This window comes from Arthrobacter endolithicus (genome assembly GCF_026627425.1).
In the GTDB taxonomy this organism is placed as follows: Bacteria; Actinomycetota; Actinomycetes; order Actinomycetales; family Micrococcaceae; genus Arthrobacter_M.
On sequence record NZ_JAPNLH010000011.1, the window covers coordinates 1 to 25,650 of the forward strand.

The following is a 25,650-nucleotide window of genomic DNA, read 5'->3' on the forward strand; positions in this document are numbered from 1 at the left end:
GAACAGGCCCGGGAACAGCGCCGGAGCCGAGGCCTGCGCGCTGGACCCGGCGCGGATACTTCGCGGTGATCGCGGCCAGCACCTGAGCCAGATTCTCCCGATCAATCTCCACGCCCACCCACCACCCTCAACCCACAAACCCGACAACCCAAACCCGGCAACCAAACCCGGCAACCTGCACCGGCAAAAACCGGGAAATCCCGCTGATCTCCAACTACTACAAGGCTACGAGCAGGCACTGACATCATCAGGACAAAAAGACCCCAAAACCGGCCCCTGTGGAAAAGAATTTCGAAAATTATTCCGCACGGTTTACGAGAGTCATGCGGGCCGAAACGTTGGCACTTCGGGAATCCAGTGGCACCATGTCGCATCTTTTTGGTCAGTGGGAGAGCTCCGGTTTCCCAGTAAGCGCGGTGATTGCCAGCCTCCCGGCCGGTCGGTTTCGTCGGCGCCGTCGCCCTCGGTTTGCTGCCAGCGACCGTTGCAATCGGCGTCGTAGTGATCGGCGCAGTCGTTGCTCTTGCCTTTGCCGCGCCGCTCTTTCTTGTGAAAGCGAAGAGTGCAGACCGGGAGGAAGGCAGCAGTCCACTGCTCTCCAACGAGGTATTTCTGGCTCCTGTTAGACCGGCGGCAGATCCACAAACGCCACGCCGGTGAGTTGTTCGCTGACATCCCACAGCCGGCGGGCCACGAGCAGGTCCGCGACGCGCGCGGCCGGAGCCACCATCGTGACCTCGCCGCGGGTTTCCCCTGGCCCGTTCGGGCCATAGAAATCGCCATTGGACACCTCCGCCGCGGCGGCCGCGTACAGGACGGGCAGCACGCCCCACTGGCCTGGTTGGGCCATCAGCCGCATGAAGACGCCGGTAGCGATGCCCATTGAGTTCCGTCCCATGCTTGCGGGTAGATTCGTGTTCGCCAGGCCCGGGTGGGCGGCCGCGACCACAACGGAGTCGTGGTGTGCCTGAAGCCGTCGGCCAAATTCCATCGCGAAATACAGGTTGGCGATTTTGCTTTGACTGTAGGCCCGCCAGCGGCGGTAGCGGCTCTGGCTCATCAGATCGTCAAAATCGATGGCGCCGCGTTTGTGCGCCAAACTGGAAACGACGACGACGCGGGCCGTTGCTGCCGACCGCAGGGCTGGGAGCAACAGGCCGCTCAGCGCGAAGTGACCAAGATGGTTGATGCCCAGCTGCTGCTCGAAGCCGTCTGCTGTTCTTGCACGCGCCGTGGCCATCAACCCGGCATTGTTGATGAGGACATCCAGCGGACCGGACCAACCGGCCGCGAAGCTGCGGATTGAATCGAGACTGCCCAGATCCAGCGGACGCACGTCGCACCGTGTGGAACCGGTAGTTTCGCGCAGTTGGGCCAGTGCGGCCTCGCCGCGTTCGGGATTGCGGCATGCGAGGGTGACGCTGGCGCCCTTGGCGGCGAAGGCGAGGCTCGCCTGGAATCCGAGTCCGCTGTTTGCGCCCGTGATGACGACGCGGCGTCCCGTTTGGTCCGGCATGCTTTCGGCGCGGAATCCGTTCATAACGTACTCATCTGCCTTCTCCTGGTAGGCGGGTGGAAGGGGGCCTTTCCGGACCCTATCCGGGAAGGCCGACGACGGACTGCCGCAGCTTGTCGGTCAGATTCTTCAGCTGCGTGAGTTCGGCATCGGTCAGGGCTGAACCTACCAGCCGGTTGATGTCGCGGACGTGATCGCGGCCGATGTCCCGCTGCAGCTGCCGTCCGGTATGCGTTAATCTGATCAGCACGCCGCGGCGATCTTCCGGCACGGTTTTGCGCTCCACCAGGCCCTGCTGCTCCAGTCTGTCGACCATTCTGCTGATGCTTGGCTGGCTGAGCAGGACGTGGTCATTGAGTTCATTGAGCCGGAGCCAGCCCGATGGACAGCGGGAGAGGTTGAACAGCACATCGTATTCACGCATGTTCACGCGTTTGAACGCGGGGTCGGCCTGCAGTTTGCGGGCGACGCTGACTTGCGCGCGGAACAACGATTCCCACGCTTCGGTTGCGAGTTGGCGGTGTGACATGACTGAACTCATGCGTCCTCCGCTTGTGACTCCGTCGTGCCGGCGGACTGGTGTGCCGCCGTCGTGCCGGCGGACTGGTGTGCCGCCGTCGTGCCGGCGGACTGGTGTGCCGCCGTCGTGCCGGCCGACTGGTGTGCCGCCGTCGTTCTGACGGACTGGTGTGCCGCCGTCGTGCCGGCCGTCATGCGTGCGTCCCGGGCTGCCTTTCGGGCGGCAAAGGTGGGCCCGTCCGGAACATGCGCGGGTTTCCGGGCGGCGAACTCCTGTCGGAGCGTGGGCAGGACATCGGAGCCGAACAGATCCAGCTGCTCCAGAACGGTCTTCAGCGGCAGGCCGGCATGGTCCACCAGGAATAGCTGGCGTTGGTAATCGCCGAAGAACTCCCGGAAGGTGAGTGTCTTGTCGATGAGCTCCTGCGGACTGCCTACCGTCAGCGGTGTCTGGGAGGTGAAGTCCTCCATCGACGGCCCGTGCCCGTAAACCGGTGCGTTGTCGAAGTACGGCCGGAACTCCCGCACAGCGTCCTGCGACTTGGGGCGAATGAAGAACTGGCCGCCGAGTCCCACAATGGCCTGATCCGCCTGACCATGTCCGTAGTGTTCGTAACGCTCGCGGTACAGCCCAATCAGCTGTTGAAAGTGCTCCTTGGGCCAGAAAATGTTGTTCGCGAAGAATCCGTCGCCGTAGTAGGCAGCTATTTCGGCAACCTGCGGGGTGCGGATGGAACCGTGCCAGACAAAGGGGGCGACGCCGTCGAGCGGTCGCGGTGTGGCGGTGAAGGCATGCAGTGCCGTCCGGTATTTGCCCTCCCAGTTCACTACCTCTTCGTCCCAGAGCCGACGCAGCAGGGAGTAATTCTCAACCGTGAGTTCCACGCTGTCCTGCATGCTTTTCCCGAACCACGGGTAGACCGGGGCGGTGTTCCCGCGGCCCAGGACCAGATCCACCCGGCCGTCCGCCAGATGCTGGAGCATGGCGAAATCCTCTGCGATTTTGACCGGATCATTGGTGGTGATCAGCGTGGTGGCGGTGGAGAGAATGATCCGTTCGGTCTGCGCGGCAACGTAGCCCAGGATGGTGGTGGGGGAGCTGGGATAGAACGGAGGGTTATGGTGCTCGCCGGTGGCGAAGACATCCATCCCCACGTCCTCGGCATGCTTGGCGATCGTGGTGATGGCCTTGATGCGCTCATGCTCGCTCGGTGTGGCACCGGTGGTTGGATCGGTCGTGATATCTCCGACGCTGAATATGCCGATCTGCACGGGGGGATCCTCTCAGCCCGGGCTGCGGACCCAGGTATTTATATACGTTTGCATCTAATATACCCGTCAACACGACGTAGCTGCTAAATGTTCCCGGCTTCACCTATAGTGACGCGCCGTCGTCTCGGATGCAATCGAGATGCCCGGCCCCGGCCCGCGCCCGCGCCCAACTGAGTAGCATTTGAGGCACCTATTTCGGGTTTTGGCGACAGGTGCTGCTACCCAGATGGGTGGGAAGGAGACGAGCCGCGGGAGAGCATCGAGGCGCGGATCGTCGACACGGCCGTTTGGCGTCATCGCTCACCTGGGGCGTGGGATGCGAATCAGGTGGTCGGCATGACCGTGAGCTCATTCACGCTCAGCCGGCGGGAGATATCCAGCCAGGTCCGGGCCCTTGGTAATCCGCACGCCGTTCAGACAGGTGACTTCGTCGTCAAAACACTGGTTCCTGTGGCCGATGACGCCGTGGCGCCGGACGATGGCGCCAGTCCATTGCCGCCGTCGTAGTCCGGAACTCTGATACCCTGGCCGGGGCGGCCAAGGTGGCGGTTCCGACGCCTGCTCCTGCACTCAAAACACGAAATGAGTGCCGCAAATGCGGCCCAGTTGGGGCGGGAGGATCAGCCGGCGGCGCGGCGGCCTCGGACCTTGGGGATGGCGTCTGTGGTCCAATCCTGGGAGGCGTAGCCTGCCGGGGCTGGTTCCCCGACTGATCCGGCCCCGCCTGATCCAGCCCCGCTGGCTTGTGCCGCGGGCCGGGCCACCCGCTGCAGATCCGCCAGCAGCTTACGGCGCTCCCTGCGGCCTTCCACGAGCCGATACAGCACCGGAACCAGAATCAGCGTCAGCGCCGTGGAGGACACCAGACCGCCCACCACCACAATGGCCAACGGCTGGGAAATGAAGCCCCCGCCGCCGGTAACCCCCAGTGCCATCGGGGTCAGCGCGAAAATCGTGGCCAGTGCGGTCATCAGAATCGGCCGCAGGCGTTGCCGGGCGCCGTGCTCTATCGCATCCGCCACGTTCATGGCGGGCCGGTCGCCGGAGGGCCTGCGGTACTGGTTTATCAGGTCGATCAGCACAATGGCGTTGGTGACCACGATCCCCACCAGCATGAGCATGCCGATCAGCGACGGCAGGCCCAAGGGAACGCCCGTGACCAGCAGCAGCACAATGGCGCCGGTGGCCGCGAACGGAATGGAAACCAGCAGTATCAACGGCTGGATCAATGACTTAAACGCGGCCACCATGATGATGTAGACAATGGCAATCGCCGCCAGCAGGGCGAGTCCGAGCTGATTGAACGAGTCCGTCTGCTGTGTGCTGGCCCCGCCGATCACGGCAGTGGCGCCGGCTGGAAGCTCGACGGCGGCAAGCCGGGTTTTGACGTCCGTGCTGAGCGTGCCGAGGTTGTTCCCCGTGGGAGTGATCGACACGCGGGCGCTGCGCTGGCCGTTGGAACTAGTGATGGACACCGGCGCCTGGACCTGTTCCACCTTCGCCACACTGGCCAGGGTCACGGTACCGGAGGCGGTAGGTAGTTGCACGGCGCGGAGCTGGTCGATGCTCGCAAAGGCGGTGCCGGTACCGATCTTCACCTGATAGTCCGTGGTGTCAATCCGCACCGTTCCGCCGGGGAGCGGCGAAAGTGTTGACGCCAGGACCCCGGCAACCTGCTGTTCGTTGAGTCCGGCGGCCACCGCCTTGGCCCGGTCCACGCTGACCTGGACCACCGGCTGCGAGGTGGAGAGGTTTGCGGCTATTTCGCCGGCGCCTGGCAGACCCGCCATGGCCGCGGCCGTTTTGTCGCTGGCGGTCTTCAGATCAGCGGAGCTGGAGGCCTTGATATTGATGTCGACCGTAGAGGATGTGCCGAAGCCGCCGGAGGAAGAGCCGACGCTGACCGTGCCCGCATCGGTTATTTCCTTCAGCCGGTTCCGCACGGTGTCCATCAATTTGGTCTGATTGGCTTTTTCATCCGTGACCACTTGAAAGGATGCGCTGGAAGCGCCGGCCGAAAACAGGGCGCTGAACCCGCCGGTGGCGTTGCCGATGGTGACCTGGACGTCGTGGATCCCGTTGATGCCTTTCAGCGCCGATTCCACCTTGGCCGCGGCATCCGAAGTTGCCTGCAGGCTCGTGCCCGGCGGAAGTTTCTGCGTCACGGCGAGGCTGTTCTGCCCGCTGTTGCCCAGCAGGTTGGTTGGCAGCAGCGGAGTCATGGCCAGGGTGGCGAGCAAAATGATTACGCCGGCGGCCAGCGTGATGACGGGGTGTTTTTGCGTCTTGGTCAGGATCGGCAGGTACCCGCGCTGCAGCACGCTCCTGCGTTCCTTCTCCTCCACCGCAGCGAGCAGCGCCCGCCCGCTCAGCCTAGTGCCGCCGTCGGCAATCCCGCCGTCGGCAGCATCGAGTGCGGGCACGGCGGGGGACTTCAGGAACCAGTACGCGAGCACCGGCACGATGGTCAGCGAAACGGCCAGGGACGCCAGCAGCGCAATGGTGACCGTGAGCGCGAACGGCCGGAACAGCTCCCCGGCGATGCTGCCGACAAAGGCGATCGGCAAAAACACGGCCACCGTGGTCAGCGTGGATGCGGTTACGGCCCCGGCCACCTCGCGGATCGCGGCCATGATGGCTGTCTGCTTGTCCTCCCCGTAGCTCAGGTGCCGTTTGATGTTCTCAATCACCACAATCGAGTCATCCACCACCCGGCCAATCGCTATCGTCAGCGCCCCAAGGGTGAGGATATTGAGCGAATAATTCGTCGCGCGCAACCCAATGAACGTGATCAGAAGGGACAGCGGGATGGAGATCGCGGTGACCAGCGTGGAGCGCACGGAGAGCAGGAACAGCAAAATAACGACGACGGCGAAGCCAAGTCCCAGCAGTCCTTCCGTTGCGAGGTCCTTGATCGATTTCTCGATGAACGGGGCCTGGTCCAAGACCGTGGTAAACCTGGCATTTCCGCCGAGGGAGGCCTGCATTTGAGGCAGCTGCGCCTGGATCTGGTGCGACAGGGAGACCGTGTCCGCGTCGGGTTTTTTGGTCACGGACAACGCCAACGTAGGCAGGCCGTTCGTGCGGGTGATCGAGGTGGTGGTGTCATCGGCGAGGGCAACGCTGGCGACGTCGCCAATGGTCACCGGTGCACCGGCGGCGAGTGCAGCCTTGGGCGCGGCCAGCGGCAGTGATTTGATCGCGTCCAGGGAGTCCACGGGACTGCCGATCTGCACTGACAGGGATTTTCCGCTCTCGGTCAGCGTCCCGGCGGGCACCAGCGCACCGTTGTTTTTCAGGGCGTCGCTGATCGCCGTCACCGGGATTCCGGCGCCGGCGAGCTTGGCAGAATTTGGCAAAATGGCGATGTGTTGGGAGTTGGCGCCGGTCACGTCGGCACCGCGGACGCCGTCGATCTTCAGCAGCGCAGGCACCACCAGCCGCTGCAAATCGGAGTTAAGTTCACTCAGCGGCTTATCCGAGGAAACGGCAAGGAAGACAATCGGGAAATCGCTGATATTGCCCGCAATCGCCCGCGGTTCCACCTTGTCCGGCAGTACCTGCCGGACATTGGAGATCGCCCGGTCGATCTGGTTCCTGGCGCGGTCCAGATTGGTGCCGTAGGCGAAAGCCAGATTGATGCTGGAGGCACCGTTGCGGGACGTGGATGTGCTCGATTCCAGGCCTTCGACGGCGTTCAGCGCCGTTTCAAGCGGTTCGCTGACCTGCTTGTCCACCACCTCGGGAGAGGCCCCTGGCATAGAAGTGACTACGGTGATCTGCGGGAACTCGATGGAGGGGATGAGTTCCTGTTTCAGCGAGCCGAGCGTGATGACGCCGAACACGACGGCGAAGATTGTGATCAACGCGATCAGTGCCCTGTTGCCGAGCGAGAGTTGAGCCAAGCGGTACATAGTGATACTCCCGGGGTGTGCCGATGATCATCCCCAACTAGGTAGCAGCACCTGCAGTCAAAACGCCGTTTGCGTGCCTCTGCTGCTACTTAGTCGGGGGTACCCAGTGGTGCTAATCCAGCTGCAGGGCCGCTGCCGTACTGGCCATCGTCGTCGCGACCAGATCCGGATCGTCGTTGAGTTTGGTGCCCAAGGTAGGCATCATCGCGCGCAGATTATCCTGCCATTCCAGCCTGAACTTGCGCGGGAAGCACCGCTGCAGCAGTTCCAGCATGATCGGCACGGCGGTCGATGCGCCGGGGGAGGCTCCCAGCAGGGCGCTGATGGAACCGTCGGCCGAGGTGATGACCTCGGTTCCGAACTGCAGCACGCCGCCCTTTTTGGCGTCTTTTTTTATGATCTGCACGCGCTGGCCGGCCGTGATGAGTTCCCAATCGCCGCCGTCGGCCTCCGGGAAGTATTCCCGCAGGGCATCAACCTTCGCGCCGCGGTTCTTGACTACCTCGGAGACCAAGTATTTGACCAGGGACAGATTGTCTTTGCCTACCGCTAGCATCGGGACCAGGTTGGAGGGCCTAATCGACAGCGGCAGATCCAGCAGGGAGGTGGTTTTGAGGAACTTCGTGGAAAAACCGGCGTACGGGCCGAACAGCAGGGAACGTTGGCCGTCGACGTAGCGGGCGTCCATATGCGGCACCGACATGGGCGGGGCGCCCACCGAGGCCTGGCCGTAGACCTTGGCGTCGTGCTGCTCGGCTATCTCCGGGTCCGTGCAGCGGAAGAACTGGCCGGAGACCGGGAAACCACCGAACCCTTTTCCCTGCGGGATGCCGGAAGCCTGCAGCAGCTGCAACGCACCCCCGCCGCCGCCGATAAAGACGAACTTGGCGCGGATCTTTCCGCGTTCCCCGGAGGACGGGTGCTTGAGCGCCATCTCCCAGCGGCCGTCACTGCCTCGCGATACATCGGAAACTTCGGTTCCGTAGTTGATCTCGGCGCCGTTGGCTCCGAGGTAGGTGACCAGTTCGCGGGTCAGCGTGCCGAAGTCGACGTCGGTGCCCTCCGCGGCGCGGGTGGCGGCAATTTTTTGTCCCTCTGGACGGCCCTTGATCACCAGCGGCGTCCAGCCGGCAATCTCGGCGTGGTCCTCGCTGTACTGCATGCTGGAAAAAAGCGGGTTCGGTTTCAGCGCCTCGTAACGGGTGCGGAGGAACTTCACCTGGTCCTCGCCGGCCACAAAGCTCATGTGCGGGACTGTGTTAATGAATTTCCGCGGCGAACCGACCATCGAATTGGTGACAAGATGGGCCCAGAACTGCCGTGAAAGCTGGAACTGTTCATTGATAGCGACGGCCTTGGCCGGATCAACCGAGCCGTCCGCGGCCTGCGGGGTGTAGTTCAGCTCGCACAGGGCGGAATGGCCGGTGCCGGCGTTGTTCCACGGGTCCGAACTCTCCAACCCGGCGCGGTCCAGACGCTCAAAGAGCGCAATCTTCCACGTCGGTTCGAGTATTTTGAGCAAAACACCCAAGGTGCTGCTCATGATGCCGCCTCCGATGAGAACGACGTCGGCGTCTTGAGTCTGCGAAATGAAGGTCACGGTCCAACTCCGGTAGCGGCGATCCTAGCGATTGAAGCGTATCGCGCCGGGGGATGGTTGCTGAAATTGAGCGATCCGGATCACGCAGTGGCCGTGCTGCCACGGTGTTTGCGGCGGCGCCGTTGGCCAGTTGCACTCTGACCGATTGCGCTACTGCGCGAGCTTGATCTGGTTGAAAACCTCATTCAGGACGGGGCTTACGGGGTAGCTTGCCACCCGGTTGGACAACGCCACCGCGGAGATGGGGAAGGCGATGGGAACCGCAGGGACCGTCTGCACAATCTGGGTGTTGATGGACTGGTAGGCCGCATTGCGGTCCGGTCCATTCGGGAGTGAGCGCGCGCGGTCAATCTTGCTGATCAGCTGCGGATCGTTGGAACCAAACTCGCCGTTGGCGGTCCCGAAGAGCGGGCCGACAAAATTGTCCGGGTCCGCGTAACTGCCGTTCCAACCCATTAACGCCAGCGCGTGGTCGCCGGCGCTGGTGACCTTGCCCAGGTAGTCGTCGGACCAATCGACGGGCACCGGCTTGATGTTAAAGCCGACGGCGGTCAGCTCGCGTCCGATCTCGGCGTACACCTTTGCGGGGGCGGGAAGGTAGGTCCGGGTCACATTTGTCGGGTAGTAGAACCTGATTTCCTCGCCGCGGTAGCTGGATTCGGCGAGCAGCTTGCGCGCCTTGTCCTGGTCAAAGCTGTAGCCTGCCGCTGAATTGTTAAAGCCGCTCAGCTTCGGCGGGATGAACTGCGCGGTGGCCTGCGTGCCGTCGATGAAAAACTGCTTAATTAACGTTTCCTTGTCTATTGCCGTGGCAACAGCCTGCCGGACCTTCAGATCCGCCATCACCGGCACGACCTGATTAATCGCCAAGTACATCACTGAAAAGGGGTCACGTTGCAGGATCTGCTTGCCGCTCTTGACCAGTGGATCAAAATCACCGGGCGTGACGGGGTCATAGCCGTCGAGCCTGCCGTCTTCCAGGGCCTGCAGGCGGGCCTGCGGCTGGACGTACGTGATGAAGTGCAGCAGCCCGATCTGCCCCTTGGTGCCCCAGTAATTCTTATTGGCGCTCAGGGTGACCGTCCCGCCGTCCCAGGAGGTGAATATGAACGGGCCGGTCCCCACCGGATGCCGGCCATACGCGGAGATATTGTGCCCGGCCACGGTGCGGGTCAGGTTGTCTGCGCCCATCGAGGAAAGCGCTGCTGGGGAGGAGATGGCAAAGGAAGGCAGTGTCATGGCCTGGAGGAAGCCGGTCAAATTGCCGGTCAGGTCAATCCTGACCTCCGAGGTGCTCGTGGCGGTGCAGCTCTTAAAGAGGGAATTCTTCGCATCGTCCGAGTACGCCTTGAAGACCTGTTTGAAAGTGGTGGAATTGCCGTCCCCCCGGGCCGCTGGCGGCAGCGTAAACCAGCGGTTGAAGTTGGTGCAGACCGCGGCGGCATCAAACGGTGTGCCATCCTGGAACGAAACGTTCTGCCGAAGTTTAAAGGAATACGCCAGTCCATTCTGAAGCTCTTGCCAGCTGGTCGCGAGACTGGGAGCGGGCGCGCCGGTGGTGGCATCAACCGTAACGAGTCCTTCCAAGACCTGGCGCGAGACGCGGAAGGACTCGGCATCCGATTCCAGCGCGGGGTCCAACCCCAACGGCACGGACCCGGTGCCAAAATTGAAGGTCGCCGTTGCGCCCGGCGTGCTGGCGGAGGGAGCCGGTGCCGGCTGGGCAGTGCAGGACGAGAGCGAGAGGCCGAGAGCCAGCAGGCCGACCATGGCTTTGAACGCGGTTTTTTTGAATCCTGCGGTTTTGAACACTGACTTCCTCGACGCAGCAGTTTCAAACGACGTCCGCGAACGGGCATTCCCACGCACTACGGACACCACTTCCTGACCTAATCTTGGCACGATTTTGGCGTTGCTCTGCAGCAACGGTGCGGAGCCATTTTCCGCGGAACTGCCAATTCTAGTAGATGCCCGCACAAGCTGGCTGAAGGGGGAAGCCCGGAATGCACGAGTGGGCGCCGGGACAGTGAAGCCCCGACGCCCACCCTTTCCCCTGCCGGTCCTGAGCAACCGGTGGGAGCATTTATAAGGGGATCCGATGCCTCGGTGTGATGTGCTGCCCCTCACTAGTCATTCGTATCACACCGGAAACCGGATGGGTTCCCATCAAATGACATGGCACGTCAGGTCGGTCTGTTTCTGCTGCTGAGGGGGAGTCGGCGGGACGGCCACTGATGCACCCAATCCAGTGCCGCCGTCGGGCGTCTCGTGTGCCATGTTGCTGTGCGCAAGACGGGACTTGAACCCGCACACCCGAAGGTACAGGATCCTAAATCCTGCGTGTCTGCCAATTTCACCACTCGCGCCTGCCGCCCGGCGTCCCTGAGACGGGCGCCGAAATACAGCCTTTATCTTACAGGTTCCGCAGGTGGTGCTCCGGCCGCTAGTCCAGACCCAGATCCCGCCGCAGCTTGGCGACATGGCCGGTGGCGCGGACGTTGTACTGCGCCAGGCTCACCGTGCCCTCGCCATCGAGCACGATGGTCGACCGGATCAGGCCCTCATAGGTCTTCCCGTAATTCTTCTTTTCACCCCAGGCGCCATAGGCGTGCGCCACGGCGTGATCTACATCGGAGAGCAACGGGAAGTTCAGCTTTTCCGTTTCGGCGAACTTCGCCAGCTTCGGTTCTGGGTCCGGTGAAATTCCCAGCACGTCGTACCCGGCGGACTTCAGGGAATTCAGGTGATCGCGGAAGTCACACGCCTGCGTGGTACAGCCAGGGGTGGAGGCCGCCGGGTAGAAGTACATGACCGTCTTGCGTCCGCGGAAGTCAGCCAGAGAGACCTTTCTCCCTGCGGAATCATGCAGGGTGAATTCCGGTCCCACGTCACCCACGGCAAGCCGTCCGCCCGCTGCCTTGTCCTTATCTGCCGTGTCCATGCCTGCCTTTTCCATGCCTGCCTCTTCCATACTTTCCCTGCCTGGTTTGGGGTGATGCCGGGGATTTATCTGTCGCCGCACTTCGTTAGTCCCAGCGTAGCGGGGGGCACCGACAATCTCCCTGGACAGCCCGCTCCGGTACAACACGAGGGGTCAGCGAGGACTATGATATTGCGGGTCTATACTGAGTTGCATGCCCGACATGGATCAATGGCCCAGCAGCCGCTTACTCTCAACCGCAGCACGCCTAGTTGAACACGTGTGGAATGAGCGCTTGGCGAGTATCGGTATGACCCACGCCGGCATTATCGCTCTCGATGTCCTGGCAGCCAACGGTCCTATGACGCAGGCGCAGCTGGCGTCAATTGTGCGAGTGCAGGCTCAGACCATGGGTAAGACGCTTTCCCGGCTGGAAAGTCACGGACACGTCCATCGTGCCCGCAGCACCAATGACCGCCGCAGCCATCTGGTATCCCTCTCGGATGAGGGCCGGGGCCTGCTGGATACAGCCCATCAGATGGAGACAGGACTGCTGGAAACCGACGGGATGGACCAGAGTGAACTGCGGTCGGCCCTGAAGTCAATCATCCGCTCGGTGAGCAGCACGGCGCAAAACCTGCGCGAAATGGAAAGCCGGCCGACCCTAGCCGCCTCGACGGCTGGTAACTGACCGACTTACGGGGTTTGGGGTCTGCTCACCAACGGTTTACTTCATCCGGGTACCGTGGAGCCAGGTCAACCAGGCAGCAGATGACCATACATACTGATGGGCATGGCATGGCCCGGTGTGGCACAGTTTGAGCATGAGTTCGTCGTCGCCAAATCCGTCGTCCCCACACCCGTCGCCCCAACACCCGACGCCGCCACACCCGACGCCGCCACCTGAGACGCACAGCAGGCCCTTCTTCCACGCTGTTCTGCGGCTGGGAAGCGCCGTATACCGGCTGCGGGTCCGACAGGCCAAGCGCTGGAAGTTCGTTGAGCAGCTGGTGGCCTATTCCGGATATGGGACACAGACCCGGGTTAGGGTGCTCGGTCGGGTCCTGCTGGCCAGTAATCACGGCCCCGGCAACGGGACAGACCGAGCGGTCAAGACCGTCGTCGGAAACGTCCGTGGGTGGCGTGCCTTCACGAGCGTCCCCGTGCAGAACCGGGAAGTCGAGATTGAACTCGGCGGGGAATTTCACCGCGTGCGTGCTGATCGCGGTGGCCTGATAGACACTAATGTTCCGGTCCGCCTACCCCCTGGCTGGCATACCGCAGTGTTCCGGGCGGCAGGAATGAGCCCCGTGGAAGCGCCGATCTTCGTCATTGCCGCGGACACCCGGTTTGGAATCGTGTCGGACATAGATGACACCGTCATGGTCACCGCGTTGCCGCGGCCCTTCCTCGCCCTGTGGAACACCTTCGTCGTCAGCGAACACGCACGCACTCCGACACCGGGGATGGCGGTGCTGATGGACAGGCTCGCCGTCGAGTATCCGGATGCGCCGGTCATCTATCTCTCCACCGGTCCGTGGAATGCCGCTCCTACCCTGGCCCGTTTCCTGGCCCGGAATATGTATCCAGCAGGGGCGCTGCTGTTGACGGACTGGGGCCTGACTCAAGAGCGGTGGTTCCGCAGCGGCAGGGAACACAAAAGAAGGAATCTCGAACTCCTTGCCGAGGAATTCCCGGGGATCCGCTGGTTACTCATCGGTGACAACGGCCAGCATGATGAGGAAATCTACGCAGAGTTCTCCCGGCGGCACCCGGATCTCACGGCTGCTGTGGCAATCCGGCAGCTTTCGGTGGGCGAGTCTGTTCTCTCCGGGGGACGGTCCACGGATGGTCAACAGGATCAGCCTGCACCGTCCACGGACTGGGTCTACGCCCCGGACGGCGCCGGAATGGCGAAACAACTTCACCAAATACGCATCTTGTGACTGCGTCCGACGTGAGCAATCCGACGACGGCAGAACCCGGGGAGGAACGCTCGCTGGCTAGGCGGCCCCGCGTTCCACGGTCGGGGTCTGGGCACGGACGCGGTGCGGACATGCTCGCCGAGGAACTCACCGACTGACGCTAACAGAGAAAGAAAAACGGCCGCCGAACGAACGATTAATTCGAAAAACGGTTTCCGTACGCCTCCATTCGTGGTAAACCGAAGTGCGGGATGGTGTTCACCTGTCGGAACTCCGGGCCGCCTGCCTGGCACGTTCACAGCGTCGTGAGCCCACCCTCTCCAGCAAAGCCTTTTACGGAGGAAATGTACGATGAGCGCAACGACGGAAGCAGGGCGCGGTCGGGGCCTGGAAGTGCGGTCCATCGACTACGTCCCGTTGAACGAGCGGCACGGCAAAGTCTCCCACATCGGTCCGTTGTGGTTTATGAGCAACGCTCAGATCGCCACGCTGGCGGTAGGTTTGATCAGCATCACCACGGGCGGGAACCTGATCTGGTCTTTGATCGCGATCGTTATCGGAATTCTCATCGGCACACTTTTCATGGCCGCCCACTCCTCCCAGGGCCCCCAGCTCGGGCTACCGCAGATGATCCAGTCCCGTCCGCAATTCGGCTATATCGGCGCTCTGCTCGTCTGGTTTTTTGCGTTTCTGCAATACGCGGGCTTCAACATCTTTAATACCATTCTGGCTGGCCAGGCCTTCGCGGGGTCAGTGTCGATCGGCTCGCCCAATCTCTGGTTCTGGGTCGTGACGCTTGTCGCTGTCGTCGTCGCGTTGTTCGGTTATGACCTCATCCACGCGTTCGAGCGTTACCTCACATATCTCACGATCGCGATGCTGGCGCTGCTCTCGGTGGCTGCGTTGAGTAAGCTTTCCGTGCCGGCCGGGGCATACGACCTGGCCGGCTTTCATCTGGTGCCGTTCCTGGGACAGCTGGGGGTTGCCGCGGGGTACCAGATTTCCTGGGCCATCTACGTCTCTGACTACTCCCGTTACCTGCCGCCGGGAAAGGGCCGGGGCACGTTCCGGTGGACGTTCTGGGGCAGCGCACTGGGTGGCATTTGGGTGATGTTCCTCGGGGCGTACATTGCCGCCGCAGCCGGTGATGGCTTCGAAACCATCGGCTCGATCAAATCCACAGCGGACGCGCTCTTCGGCGGGTTCGGCGCGATCGCCTTATTCATCGCGGCCTTGGGGCTGGTGTCGGTCACTGCTCTGAACATGTATGGCGGTTCCCTGACCCTGATCTCCTCCATCGATAGCCTCCGGCGCATCCGGCCCACCCTGACGCTGCGGGTTATCACTATCTCGATCACGGCAGTCATTTCGCTGGTGTTGGCGAACTTGGCGTCCGCGGATTTCCTGGCCAACTTCAACGACTTCCTGCTGTTGGTCCTGTACTTCTTCATCCCGTGGACGGCCGTCAACCTCACCGACTACTTCGTCGTGCGCAAGGGCCACTACGCGATCGCGGAAATCTTCAAGCCCGACGGCATCTACGGCCGGTGGGGCTGGCCCGGCATCGTGGCGTACCTGGTCGGATTCGTGCTGATGGTTCCCTTCTTCTCCGCAGGGAAGCTCTTCGTCGGATTCGCGGCCCAGGCCATGGATGGGGCGGACATATCCTTGTTCATCGGATTGCCGGTCGCCGCGGTGCTCTATTGGCTGCTGACCCGCCGCATTGATGTGGCTGCCGAAACCAGACTTGCTCAAGCGCAGGCTGCAGAGCTGGAATCGGCAGCCCGGGATCACATCCTGCCCTAGTCCTGATTGGCAGCAATTTGCAGCAGCCGCACAGCAGAGGGTTCTACAAGCGACCGCCTGGGCCGATTATCAGCAAAAAAAAGGAGCCCCTGACCGGCGTTTCCGCAGGTCAGAGGCTCCTTTTCTGGTGCACCCCTCGGGACTTGAACCCGAAACCCATTGATTAAGAGTCAATTGCTCTGCCAATTGAGCTAGAGGTGCATGAGGCAAATTACGCGTACCGGCACGGAATTTCTTCCATTTCAGCACCCCGCAACGACATGTAACTATACATGGTTTTCCACCGGTGCGAAATCGGCGCTGCGACCGCGTGCCGCAGCATACTTTCGGCGCGGGGCTCGATGCCGGACGGTGCCTGAAGTTCGCCGCGCAGACCGGCCCTACTCGGGGATGGATAGACGCCGGACCGCTAGGCTGCACCCATAGGAGGATGACGATGAGCGGTATTGATGACCTGATGGCGCAATCCAATGATCGATGGGCCAGCGCTGCGAGGAAAGCGCAGGGTATAGCCGACAACGGCGTGGGCGAAGCCCTGAAAACGTACTTCGTGCTTTACTTTCCCGTTGGCGTCGTCGTCCTGATCCCTGTTGGCACGCTTTGCGGGGTTCTGGCCTTCGGCAGCGGCCTGGACCAGTGGCCGTCCAACCTGTGGTTAGGTTCGTACTTAGCTGCGATAGGTGCCTTGGTTGGCGGGCTGGTTTATAACGCGAAGTAAATCGCCTGGCACTGCAACTCATCGTGGCTCCGTTTTTTCCGCTCGCCTTCATTCCCCAGGCCGTGCCCGGTCACAGTCCATTCTGGTGGGTCATGGCAATTCTCGTCGCTGCCCAAATGGGCGCCGGCGTCATAGTCCTGCGGGACTTCCTGCAGACCGGGCGGTTTCTGGCACGCACGGCCGACACGCAATCCGGACCCACAGCAGCGACGGGCGAGTGCGGACCGAGCCGCCCGAGGGACGCAACAAACCGACGAAAACCGTCCGGCTGATGGGCAGGGTTGGCGCGCCGTCGGACGGCAGTCATAGACTCAGCGTATGAGCGTGGAGACTAATTCAAAGACCCTTCCGGCCGGGCAGGCCGATGGAAAACCAGACATCAAGCCACGGAGCCGGGTAGTGACGGACGGCATTGCCGCCGCCCCGTCGCGTGGGATGCTTCGTGCCGTAGGCATGGGCGACGACGATTTCGCTAAGCCGCAGATTGGGGTTGCCAGCTCGTGGAATGAAATCACCCCCTGCAACCTCTCGCTGAACAGGCTGGCTCAGGGCGCCAAGGAAGGTGTTTTCGCCGGCGGTGGGTTCCCGATGCAGTTCGGAACCATCTCCGTCTCGGATGGCATCTCCATGGGCCATGAGGGGATGCACTTTTCGCTGGTTTCCCGCGAGGTCATCGCGGATTCAGTGGAAACCGTCATGATGGCCGAGCGGATTGACGGCTCCGTGCTGCTGGCCGGCTGTGACAAGTCCCTGCCCGGCATGCTGATGGCTGCCGCACGGCTGGACCTTGCCTCCGTCTTTCTGTATGCCGGCTCCATCATGCCGGGCTTCGTGAAACTGGAGGACGGCCAGGAAAAGGAAGTCACCCTGATCGACGCCTTCGAGGCCGTCGGCGCCTGCGCCGCGGGCAAGATGAGCGAGGAGGACCTGGGGCGGATTGAACGCGCCATCTGTCCCGGCGAGGGCGCCTGCGGTGGCATGTACACCGCGAACACGATGGCCTGCATCGGCGAGGCCCTCGGAATGTCCCTGCCCGGCTCGGCCGCCCCGCCCTCTGCCGACCGCCGTCGGGACGTCTTCGCGCACCGCTCGGGCGAGGCCGTCGTGAACCTGTTGCGCCTGGGCATCACCGCCCGGGACATCATGACCAAGAAGGCCTTCGAGAACGCCATCGCCGTCACCATGGCCTTCGGCGGTTCCACCAACGCCGTGCTGCACCTGCTGGCCATTGCCCGCGAGGCCGAGGTGGACCTGACCCTGCATGACTTCAACCGGATCGGCGACAAGGTCCCGCATCTGGGGGACCTGAAGCCGTTCGGCCGCTACGTCATGTTCGACGTGGACAAGATCGGCGGTGTGCCGGTCATCATGAAGGCACTGCTCGACGCCGGTCTGATCCACGGCGACTGCCTCACCGTCACGGGCAAAACCGTCGCCGAGAACCTCGCGGAAATTAACCCGCCGGACGTGGACGGGAAGATCCTGCGGGCTCTGGACAACCCGATCCACAAGACCGGAGGCATCACCATCCTGCACGGCTCGATGGCTCCGGAGGGCGCCGTGGTCAAGAGCGCAGGCTTCGATGCCGATGTCTTTGAAGGGCCGGCCCGCGTGTTCGAACGCGAGCAGGGTGCGCTGGAGGCGCTGAAGTCCGGGGTGATCAAGGCCGGCGACGTCGTCGTCATCCGTTACGAAGGGCCCAAGGGCGGCCCGGGCATGCGCGAAATGCTCGCCATCACCGGCGCCATTAAGGGCGCCGGGCTGGGCAAAGACGTTCTGTTGCTCACGGACGGACGTTTCTCCGGCGGGACCACCGGTCTGTGCATCGGGCATGTGGCGCCGGAAGCGGTCGACGGCGGTCCGATCGCCTTCGTGCGCGACGGCGACAGCATCCGCGTGGACATCGCCGCCCGGACGTTCGACCTGTTGGTTGATGACGCGGAGCTGGAGTCACGCAGGATTGGCTGGGAGCCGATCCCCGGGAAGTTTACCAAGGGAGTACTGGCCAAGTACGCGAAGCTGGTTCATTCGGCGAGCACCGGCGCTTACTGCGGTTGACGCCACGGCTCTCCATGCGGCCGCGGCCGCATGGGGGGCCGTCCGAAAGGTGGATGGAGTGTCCATATAATGAGATGGGGCAGTGCCGGTTTGACAGCGTACAACGGAGAACGGAAAACTACTTATATGCAGTTCATATCCGTAGTCGTCCTTATCTAGCGCGTGACTGGTTAGCTTTACAAAAGCTACAGTCCAGCTGATTTCAGCTCGGATAATCACCATGCGCAAACCCCTCGCAGAGCCTCACCGGCTGAGGGGTTTTTCTGTTTCCACTACCAGCGGCAAACTCATACCGACGCCACCAAAGATCGTCACCACGCATTCCACTAAGGAAGAGTCCGATGAGTAAAGGATCGCCCGTCAGCCCGTCGCTGATGGCCACCAAAGCGCACCATCACGGCAGCGCCTCCGCGTCAAACGCTACCGCCGCGTCAAACGCTGCCGCCACTAACTCCGTTTACGGACCGAACAACATCGTCGGACCCACGCAGATGACCGGCTCGGAAGCCATCGTCCGCTCGCTTGAGGAGCTGGGCGTCAAGGATATCTTCGGCCTTCCAGGGGGCGCCATTCTGCCCACTTATGATCCGCTCATGGCCTCGGAGATGAACCATGTGCTGGTTCGGCACGAGCAGGGCGCCGGCCACGCGGCGCAGGGTTACGCCATGGTGACCGGCCTGGTCGGCGTGTGCATCGCCACCTCCGGCCCCGGTGCCACCAACCTTGTCACGGCCATCATGGATGCTCATATGGATTCGGTTCCAATCGTTGCGATTACCGGTCAGGTATCCAGCGGTGTCATCGGCACGGATGCCTTCCAGGAAGCGGACATCGTCGGCATTACGATGCCGATCACCAAGCATTCCTATCTGGTGACGGATCCCCAGGACATTCCCCGCGTACTGGCGGAGGCATTCCATCTCGCCTCCACCGGACGGCCGGGCCCGGTGCTGGTCGATGTTGCCAAGGATGCCCAACAGGGAAAGATGACGTTTTCCTGGCCGCCGGTCATTGATCTGCCCGGCTACCGGCCGGTGTTCCGCGGGCACGCCAAGCAACTGCGTGAAGCCGCCCGGCTGATCGCTGCGTCCAAGAAGCCTGTGCTGTATGTCGGCGGCGGTGTCATCAAGGGCCACGCCTCGGTGGAACTGATGGAGCTCGCTGAACTGACTGGCATCCCGGTGGTCACCACGCTGATGGCGCGCGGTGCGTTCCCTGACTCGCACCCGCTGCATGTGGGTATGCCGGGCATGCACGGGGCAGTGTCGGCGGTGACGGCGCTCCAGCAGTCTGATCTGCTGATCACCCTCGGGGCCCGCTTTGATGACCGCGTCACCGGAGTGCTGAGCACCTTCGCTCCGCTGGCCAAGGTAATCCACGCGGACATCGATCCTGCGGAGATTTCCAAGAACCGGATCGCCGACGTGCCCATTGTGGGTTCCGTGAAGGAAATCATCCCGGATCTCACCGCCGCCCTAAAAGCGGAGTTTGAGGAGAAGGGCGCTCTGGATCTCACCGACTGGTGGGCGTTCCTGGGCAATCTGCGCGACACGTATCCGCTGGGGTGGACCGAACCCGAAGACGGTCTGACCTCTCCGCAGCGGGTCATTGAGCGGATCGGAGCCCTCACCGGGCCGGAAGGGGTCTATGTTGCCGGCGTGGGGCAGCACCAGATGTGGGCCTCGCAGTTCGTGAAGTACGAGCGCCCGCATTCCTGGCTGAACTCCGGCGGTGCCGGAACCATGGGCTACGCGGTTCCCGCCGCCATGGGCGCGAAGGTCGGAAATCCGGATCGGGTGGTCTGGGCCATCGACGGTGACGGTTGCTTCCAGATGACCAATCAGGAACTGGCCACGTGTGCGATCAACAAGATTCCGATCAAGGTCGCGGTCATCAACAATTCCTCCCTTGGCATGGTCCGGCAGTGGCAGACGCTGTTCTACGAGGGCCGGTATTCCAATACGGACCTGAATACCGGACATGACACGGTGCGCATCCCGGACTTCGTCAAGCTCGCCGACGCCTACGGTTGCGTCGGGCTGCGCTGCGAACGGGTCGAGGATATCGATGCCACCATCGAGGCTGCCCTGGCCATCAATGACCGGCCCGTCGTCATCGACTTCGTGGTCAGCCCCAATTCCATGGTCTGGCCGATGGTTCCTTCGGGCGTCAGCAACAGCCAGATCCAGGTTGCCCGAAACCTGACTCCGGTGTGGGAAGAAGAGGACTAGACATGACGACTCGACATACACTTTCCGTTCTGGTGGAAGACAAACCCGGTGTACTAACCCGGGTGGCCAGCCTCTTCGCCCGGCGTGCTTTCAACATCAATTCTTTGGCTGTTGGTCCCACCGAGGTGACAGGGATCTCCCGGATGACCGTAGTAGTCGACGCCGACGGTGACCTGATCGAACAGGTCACCAAGCAGCTGAACAAGTTGATCAATGTGCTCAAGATCGTTGAGTTGCTGCCGGATAATTCCGTGCAGCGGGACCACATTCTGGTCAAGGTGCGCGCGGATGCTGCCACGAGGCTGCAGGTCACCCAAGCCGCAGATCTCTTCAGGGCCTCGGTGGTCGACGTTTCCACCGATTCGCTGACCATCGAGGCCACCGGCACAGCCGACAAAATTGCAGCCTTGCTCAATGTACTGGAGCCCTTTGGGGTCCGGGAGATCGTGCAGTCCGGTACGTTGGCCGTCGGGCGGGGATCGCGTTCCATGAGCGATCGCGCGCTGCGCAGCGCATAGCAGTGGTGGCATAAGCAGCTTTTGAAATATTTGCAGGTTCTTAGATTTGCACCAAATAAACTACTGAGGAGTAATAAGTGAGCGACATGTTCTACGACGACGATGCCGACCTGTCCATCATCCAGGGACGCACCGTTGCCGTCATCGGCTACGGCAGCCAGGGCCACGCACACGCACTGAGCCTGCGCGATTCCGGCGTCGACGTCCGCATCGGCCTGAAGGAAGGTTCCAAATCCCGGGCCAAGGCAGAGGCAGAGGGCCTGCGCGTCCTCAGCGTTGCCGATGCGGCTGCCGAAGCGGACCTGATCATGATCCTGACCCCGGATCAGGTCCAGCGCTCGGTGTACGCGGAGGACATCGCCCCGAACCTGCAGGCCGGCGACGCCCTGTTTTTCGCCCACGGGTTCAACATTCGCTACGGCTACATCAAGCCGCCGGCAGACGTTGACGTTGCTCTGGTGGCGCCCAAGGGGCCCGGGCACGTGGTCCGGCGCGAATTCGAGGCCGGCCGGGGCGTGCCGGACCTGATCGCCGTCGAACAGAACGCTTCCGGCAAGGCCAAGGAATTGGCTCTTTCCTACGCGAAGGCCATCGGCGGAACCCGCGCCGGCGTCATCGAAACCACCTTCACCGAGGAAACCGAAACGGACCTCTTTGGTGAGCAGGCCGTGTTGTGCGGCGGTGCCTCGCAGCTGATTCAGTATGGTTTTGAGACGCTGACCGAGGCCGGCTACCAGCCGCAGATTGCGTACTTCGAGGTGCTGCACGAGCTCAAGCTGATCGTTGACCTGATGGTTGAAGGCGGCATCGCGAAGCAGCGCTGGAGCGTTTCCGACACAGCGGAATACGGCGATTACGTCTCCGGCCCCCGGGTCATTGACGAGCATGTCAAGGAGAACATGAAGGCCGTTCTGGCGGACATCCAGGACGGTACCTTCGCCAAGCGGTTCATCGACGATCAGGATGCCGGAGCGCCGGAGTTCAAGGCGCTGCGCAAGAAGGGCGAAGATCACCCGATCGAGTCCACCGGCCGCGAACTGCGCAAGCTGTTCTCCTGGATCAAGAACGAAGACGACTACAACGAAGGTTCAGTCGCCCGCTAATCCCCACCCCCACCCGGGCAGGACATCGGCACCCGCTCAAAGCGGACCGTCGTCGATCCGCCCCTAACGTTCGGCAAGGAAGCCGGGCTCCTTCACTTGATGGAGTCCGGCTTCTTTGTCTGCAGCACCGTCTTGGCACCAATTCCACCCGTATATCCACGAGAGCTAAAGAGGTCACCGGTGACAGTCACCAAGCCAGTTGTACTCCTTGCAGAGGAACTTTCGCCTGCCACTATCGACGCCCTGGGGCCGGACTTCGAAATCCGGCACTGCGACGGAGCCGATCGATCCCAGCTGCTTGCCGCCATCGCGGATGTGGACGCAATTTTGGTCCGTTCTGCCACGCAGGTGGACGCCGAGGCGATCGCCGCGGCTCGGAGCCTGAAGGTCATCGCCCGGGCCGGGGTAGGTCTGGACAACGTGGATATTAAGGCCGCAACCCAGGCCGGCGTTATGGTCGTCAACGCGCCGACGTCGAACATCGTTTCGGCCGCGGAACTGACCGTCGGGCACATTCTCAGCCTGGCCCGGCACATCCCCGCGGCCAGTGTGGCGCTGAAGAACGGCGAGTGGAAGCGCTCCAAATACACCGGCACCGAACTGTACGAGAAGAAGCTGGGCATTATTGGCCTGGGCCGGATCGGTGCCCTCATCACCGCCCGTGCGCAGGGCTTTGACATGGAGGTCCTGGCTTACGATCCCTATGTCACGTCAGCACGTGCAGCGCAGCTGGGGGTGCAGCTCGTCAGCCTGGACGAGCTGCTGGCGCAAAGTGACTTCATCACCATCCATATGCCCAAGACACCCGAAACGGTCGGCATGATCGGCGCGGACGCGTTTGCCAAGATGAAGAAGACCTCCTACATCATCAACGTGGCACGAGGCGGCCTGGTGGACGAAGCCGCGCTGTACACCGCACTGACCACCGGCCAAATCGCCGGGGCCGGGATCGATGTGTTCGTCAAGGAACCGGCCACGGATCTTCCATTCCTTGCCCTGGACAACGTTGTGGTGACTCCGCATCTGGGCGCTTCCACCGATGAGGCGCAGGAAAAGGCCGGAGTTTCGGTGGCCAAGTCAGTGCGGCTTGCCCTTGCCGGCGAGCTGGTCCCGGATGCGGTCAATGTGGCAGGCGGGGTCATTGCCGCGGAGGTGCGCCCCGGCATTCCGCTGATGGAAAAGCTCGGACGCATCTTTACCGCGCTTACACACGATTCGGTGACACAGATCGACATCGAGGTGGCGGGGGAGATTGCCGTCCACGACGTGAAGGCTCTGGAACTTGCCGCGTTGAAGGGCGTCTTCAAGGATGTGGTGTCCGAGCAGGTTTCCTACGTCAACGCCCCTGTGCTGGCCGAACAGCGCGGCATCAATACCCGGCTGATCAAAACCACGGAATCCCGCGACTACCGCAATGTGTTGACGATCCGCGGAGCCCTGTCCGATGGTTCGCAGGTCTCTGTTTCGGGAACGCTGACCGGGCCGAAGCAGGTCGAAAAGCTGGTGGGCGTCAACGGCTACGACATCGAGATTCCCATCAGCGACCATCTGGTGGTCATTTCCTACGCGGACCGGCCCGGCGTCATTGGCCGACTCGGCGGACTACTGGGCGAGAACGACATCAATATTGCCGGCATGCAGGTTGCCCGCAATACGGAAGGGGGCCAGGCGCTGTCCCTGCTCACCGTGGACAGTTCCGTCCCGCAGGACGTGTTGGATGCTATCAAGGCCGAAATTGGCGCATCGATGGCGCGCGAAGTGGACCTCGAGGACTGACCTGGCCTAGATGCCGGTGAAATGGACGGATGCCGGGGAATTTCCGATTTTCCACGGCATCCGTCCGAACTCATCTGGCGGGTCAGCACTCAGGACTCAGCCGCTTCATCAGCCCGCCAGGTTTCGACAAGCCGAACCACCGGCGGGTAACTTCATAGAGTGAGTTCACCTGCGCAGGCTAAGACCCCCTTTTACATCACCACCGCCATTTCCTACCCCAACGGCGTGCCGCACATCGGCCACGCCTACGAGGTGATCGCCACGGACGCGATGGCCCGCTTCAAGCGGCTGGACGGCTACGACGTTTTCTTCATGACCGGCACCGATGAGCACGGGCTGAAAATGCAGCAGACCGCGCAGAAGCTCGGGCTCACGGCCAAGCAGCTGGCCGATCAGAATTCCGCCGCCTTCCAGCAGATGAGCCGGGATCTGGGGATCTCGCACAACCGCTTCATGCGCACCACCGACGCGGATCACTACGCCGCCGCGGCCGCCATCTGGCAGCGGATGGAAGCCAATGGCGACATCTACCTTTCGCAGTACACCGGCTGGTATTCCGTTCGCGATGAGCGCTACTTTGTGGAGGACGAGACGGAGGTCCACGAGGACGGCCGGCGTTATGCCACGGAAACCGGCACGGAGGTGACCTGGACCGAGGAGGAGAGCTACTTCTTTAAGCTCGCCTCCTATCAGGACCGGCTGCTGAAGCATTACGCTGACCATCCGCATTTCGGCGCCCCGCACAACCGTTTTAATGAGGTCGTCAGTTTCGTCAAGGGCGGCCTCGAAGACCTGTCCATCAGCCGCACTTCCTTCGACTGGGGCGTCCCGGTTCCGGGAAATCCGGCGCACGTGATGTACGTCTGGGTGGATGCGCTCACCAACTACCTCACCGGCGTCGGCTTCCCGGACACGGAATCGGAGAGCTTCCGCAAATACTGGCCCGCGGACGTGCACGTGATCGGCAAGGACATCTCCCGCTTCCACGCCGTCTACTGGCCCGCGTTCCTGATGTCCGCGCAGCTTGAGCTGCCCAAGCGCGTCATGATCCACGGCTTCCTGCACAACAATGGGGTCAAAATGTCCAAGTCGCTCGGTAATGTGGTGGCCCCGGCGGATTGGGTGGCACAGTACGGCCTGGACCAGGTGCGTTTCTTCCTGCTCCGTGAGGTCCCGTTCGGTGCCGACGGTTCCTACAGCCACGATTCGGTGGTCGGCCGGATGAATTCTGATCTGGCCAACAATCTCGGTAACCTGGCGCAGCGGTCGCTGTCCATGGTGGCGAAGAACTGTGCTGCGCAGGTCCCCGAACCGCAGGCTTTCACGGCCGCGGATCGGGACATTCTGGCCCAGGCCGGCGTGCTGCTGGACGTGTGCCGCGAAGCCTACGAGGTGCAGGATTTCCACCGCGCACTGGAGGAAATCTGGACCGTGCTGGGAGACACCAACGCCTACTTCGCCGAGCAGCAGCCCTGGGTCCTGCGCAAGACGGACATCGAGCGGATGAACACGGTGCTCTACGTGACTCTGGAGGTGCTGCGCATCGTGGCCATTCTGATCCAGCCGGTGATGCCCGACTCTGCGGCCAAGCTGCTGGCGGCGTTGGGGCAGTCAACGGAGCACGACGACGGCGGCGGCCATCCGTTTGCCGCGATCGGAACGCCGCTGGTGTCCGGCACCCCGCTGCCCGCCCCCGCGCCCATCTTCCCGAAGTATGAAGAGCCCGTCCCTGCCTGACCCTTTCGCTGAGTGTGGAGATCTGCCCCTGCAAACC

Annotated in this window: 19 protein-coding genes and 2 tRNA genes; 12 read left to right on the plus strand and 9 right to left on the minus strand. The window is 62.4% G+C overall.

Translation table 11 applies throughout. The annotated features are described in order from the left end of the window. Positions 1 to 622: 622 nt before the first annotated feature. Genes OS914_RS10995 through OS914_RS11005 form a run of 3 tightly spaced genes read right to left on the minus strand, consistent with a single transcriptional unit; the run spans position 623 to position 3,307 of the window. Positions 623 to 1,540, minus strand: coding sequence for an oxidoreductase (locus tag OS914_RS10995; RefSeq protein WP_267546113.1), 918 nt, complete (start codon positions 1,538 to 1,540; stop codon positions 623 to 625). A 55-nt stretch (positions 1,541 to 1,595) separates the two neighbouring features. Further along, positions 1,596 to 2,057, minus strand: a complete 462-nt coding sequence (locus tag OS914_RS11000) for a MarR family winged helix-turn-helix transcriptional regulator (protein WP_267546114.1) — start codon at positions 2,055 to 2,057, stop codon at positions 1,596 to 1,598. Continuing rightward, complete coding sequence (locus tag OS914_RS11005) at positions 2,054 to 3,307, minus strand: LLM class flavin-dependent oxidoreductase (RefSeq protein ID WP_267546115.1); 1,254 nt, start codon at positions 3,305 to 3,307, stop codon at positions 2,054 to 2,056. The genes OS914_RS11000 and OS914_RS11005 overlap by 4 nt, the downstream gene beginning before the upstream one ends. 336 nt (positions 3,308 to 3,643) lie before the next feature. Here OS914_RS11005 and OS914_RS11010 point away from each other — a divergent pair, with 336 nt between their 5' ends. After that, positions 3,644 to 3,814 carry a hypothetical protein gene (locus OS914_RS11010; RefSeq protein WP_267546116.1) on the plus strand — a complete coding sequence of 57 codons (171 nt, stop codon included), beginning with the start codon at positions 3,644 to 3,646 and terminating at the stop codon, positions 3,812 to 3,814. A gap of 113 nt (positions 3,815 to 3,927) precedes the next feature. Here the strand turns inward: OS914_RS11010 and OS914_RS11015 are convergent, their stop codons facing one another. From OS914_RS11015 to bcp, 5 genes are all read right to left on the minus strand, one after another. Then, positions 3,928 to 7,221: an efflux RND transporter permease subunit gene (locus OS914_RS11015; protein WP_267546117.1), complete on the minus strand. Its 3,294-nt coding sequence runs from the start codon at positions 7,219 to 7,221 to the stop codon at positions 3,928 to 3,930. A 112-nt stretch (positions 7,222 to 7,333) separates the two neighbouring features. Then, positions 7,334 to 8,821 (minus strand): malate:quinone oxidoreductase, encoded by a 1,488-nt coding sequence (locus tag OS914_RS11020; RefSeq protein WP_267546118.1) that lies wholly within the window; start codon positions 8,819 to 8,821, stop codon positions 7,334 to 7,336. A gap of 150 nt (positions 8,822 to 8,971) precedes the next feature. After that, positions 8,972 to 10,591 (minus strand): ABC transporter substrate-binding protein, encoded by a 1,620-nt coding sequence (locus OS914_RS11025; protein ID WP_267546226.1) that lies wholly within the window; start codon positions 10,589 to 10,591, stop codon positions 8,972 to 8,974. 514 nt (positions 10,592 to 11,105) lie between these two features. After that, positions 11,106 to 11,187: transfer RNA gene (locus tag OS914_RS11030), tRNA-Leu, on the minus strand. A 77-nt stretch (positions 11,188 to 11,264) separates the two neighbouring features. Continuing rightward, positions 11,265 to 11,762, minus strand: a complete 498-nt coding sequence (gene bcp / locus OS914_RS11035; protein ID WP_420713943.1) for a thioredoxin-dependent thiol peroxidase — start codon at positions 11,760 to 11,762, stop codon at positions 11,265 to 11,267. Between the two features lie 193 nt (positions 11,763 to 11,955). Here bcp and OS914_RS11040 point away from each other — a divergent pair, with 193 nt between their 5' ends. The 4 genes from OS914_RS11040 to OS914_RS11055 all read left to right on the plus strand — a co-directional run bounded on the left by OS914_RS11040 (position 11,956) and on the right by OS914_RS11055 (position 15,472). After that, positions 11,956 to 12,432, plus strand: coding sequence for a MarR family winged helix-turn-helix transcriptional regulator (locus OS914_RS11040; protein ID WP_267546120.1), 477 nt, complete (start codon positions 11,956 to 11,958; stop codon positions 12,430 to 12,432). A 319-nt stretch (positions 12,433 to 12,751) separates the two neighbouring features. Further along, positions 12,752 to 13,687 carry an App1 family protein gene (locus OS914_RS11045; protein WP_324290650.1) on the plus strand — a complete coding sequence of 312 codons (936 nt, stop codon included), beginning with the start codon at positions 12,752 to 12,754 and terminating at the stop codon, positions 13,685 to 13,687. Further along, the gene (locus OS914_RS11050; protein ID WP_267546121.1) at positions 13,684 to 13,824 is read left to right on the plus strand and encodes a hypothetical protein; all 141 of its coding nucleotides are present in this window, start codon (positions 13,684 to 13,686) and stop codon (positions 13,822 to 13,824) included. The genes OS914_RS11045 and OS914_RS11050 overlap by 4 nt, the downstream gene beginning before the upstream one ends. Positions 13,825 to 14,017: 193 nt before the next feature. After that, positions 14,018 to 15,472, plus strand: coding sequence for a purine-cytosine permease family protein (locus tag OS914_RS11055; RefSeq protein ID WP_267546122.1), 1,455 nt, complete (start codon positions 14,018 to 14,020; stop codon positions 15,470 to 15,472). A gap of 125 nt (positions 15,473 to 15,597) precedes the next feature. Here the strand turns inward: OS914_RS11055 and OS914_RS11060 are convergent. Beyond that, positions 15,598 to 15,673 (minus strand) — tRNA-Lys (locus OS914_RS11060). 235 nt (positions 15,674 to 15,908) lie between these two features. Here OS914_RS11060 and OS914_RS11065 point away from each other — a divergent pair. From OS914_RS11065 to metG, 7 genes are all read left to right on the plus strand, one after another. Beyond that, complete coding sequence (locus tag OS914_RS11065; protein WP_267546123.1) at positions 15,909 to 16,190, plus strand: hypothetical protein; 282 nt, start codon at positions 15,909 to 15,911, stop codon at positions 16,188 to 16,190. Between the two features lie 318 nt (positions 16,191 to 16,508). After that, on the plus strand, positions 16,509 to 18,248 hold the full coding sequence (gene ilvD, locus OS914_RS11070) for a dihydroxy-acid dehydratase (protein WP_267546124.1): 1,740 nt from the start codon (positions 16,509 to 16,511) through the stop codon (positions 18,246 to 18,248). Positions 18,249 to 18,589: 341 nt separating this feature from the next. Further along, positions 18,590 to 20,479 (plus strand): acetolactate synthase large subunit, encoded by a 1,890-nt coding sequence (locus tag OS914_RS11075; RefSeq protein ID WP_267546125.1) that lies wholly within the window; start codon positions 18,590 to 18,592, stop codon positions 20,477 to 20,479. A 2-nt stretch (positions 20,480 to 20,481) separates the two neighbouring features. Then, positions 20,482 to 20,997, plus strand: coding sequence for an acetolactate synthase small subunit (gene ilvN / locus OS914_RS11080; protein WP_267546126.1), 516 nt, complete (start codon positions 20,482 to 20,484; stop codon positions 20,995 to 20,997). A 77-nt stretch (positions 20,998 to 21,074) separates the two neighbouring features. Then, positions 21,075 to 22,100, plus strand: a complete 1,026-nt coding sequence (gene ilvC / locus OS914_RS11085) for a ketol-acid reductoisomerase (protein WP_267546127.1) — start codon at positions 21,075 to 21,077, stop codon at positions 22,098 to 22,100. A gap of 180 nt (positions 22,101 to 22,280) precedes the next feature. Continuing rightward, positions 22,281 to 23,876, plus strand: coding sequence for a phosphoglycerate dehydrogenase (serA, locus tag OS914_RS11090; protein ID WP_267546128.1), 1,596 nt, complete (start codon positions 22,281 to 22,283; stop codon positions 23,874 to 23,876). 159 nt (positions 23,877 to 24,035) lie between these two features. Further along, positions 24,036 to 25,613: a methionine--tRNA ligase gene (gene metG / locus OS914_RS11095; protein ID WP_267546129.1), complete on the plus strand. Its 1,578-nt coding sequence runs from the start codon at positions 24,036 to 24,038 to the stop codon at positions 25,611 to 25,613. Positions 25,614 to 25,650 lie beyond the last annotated feature (37 nt).

Coding starts and splice junctions, on each gene's coding strand:
- OS914_RS10995 (WP_267546113.1), bottom strand. CDS start 1,540: ATGAACGGATTCCGCGCCGAAAGCATGCCGGACCAAACGGGACGCCGC.
- OS914_RS11000 (WP_267546114.1), bottom strand. CDS start 2,057: ATGAGTTCAGTCATGTCACACCGCCAACTCGCAACCGAAGCGTGGGAA.
- OS914_RS11010 (WP_267546116.1), top strand. CDS start 3,644: ATGACCGTGAGCTCATTCACGCTCAGCCGGCGGGAGATATCCAGCCAG.
- OS914_RS11015 (WP_267546117.1), bottom strand. CDS start 7,221: ATGTACCGCTTGGCTCAACTCTCGCTCGGCAACAGGGCACTGATCGCG.
- OS914_RS11025 (WP_267546226.1), bottom strand. CDS start 10,591: ATGGTCGGCCTGCTGGCTCTCGGCCTCTCGCTCTCGTCCTGCACTGCC.
- bcp (WP_420713943.1), bottom strand. CDS start 11,762: ATGGACACGGCAGATAAGGACAAGGCAGCGGGCGGACGGCTTGCCGTG.
- OS914_RS11040 (WP_267546120.1), top strand. CDS start 11,956: ATGCCCGACATGGATCAATGGCCCAGCAGCCGCTTACTCTCAACCGCA.
- OS914_RS11055 (WP_267546122.1), top strand. CDS start 14,018: ATGAGCGCAACGACGGAAGCAGGGCGCGGTCGGGGCCTGGAAGTGCGG.
- OS914_RS11065 (WP_267546123.1), top strand. CDS start 15,909: ATGAGCGGTATTGATGACCTGATGGCGCAATCCAATGATCGATGGGCC.
- ilvD (WP_267546124.1), top strand. CDS start 16,509: ATGAGCGTGGAGACTAATTCAAAGACCCTTCCGGCCGGGCAGGCCGAT.
- OS914_RS11075 (WP_267546125.1), top strand. CDS start 18,590: ATGAGTAAAGGATCGCCCGTCAGCCCGTCGCTGATGGCCACCAAAGCG.
- ilvN (WP_267546126.1), top strand. CDS start 20,482: ATGACGACTCGACATACACTTTCCGTTCTGGTGGAAGACAAACCCGGT.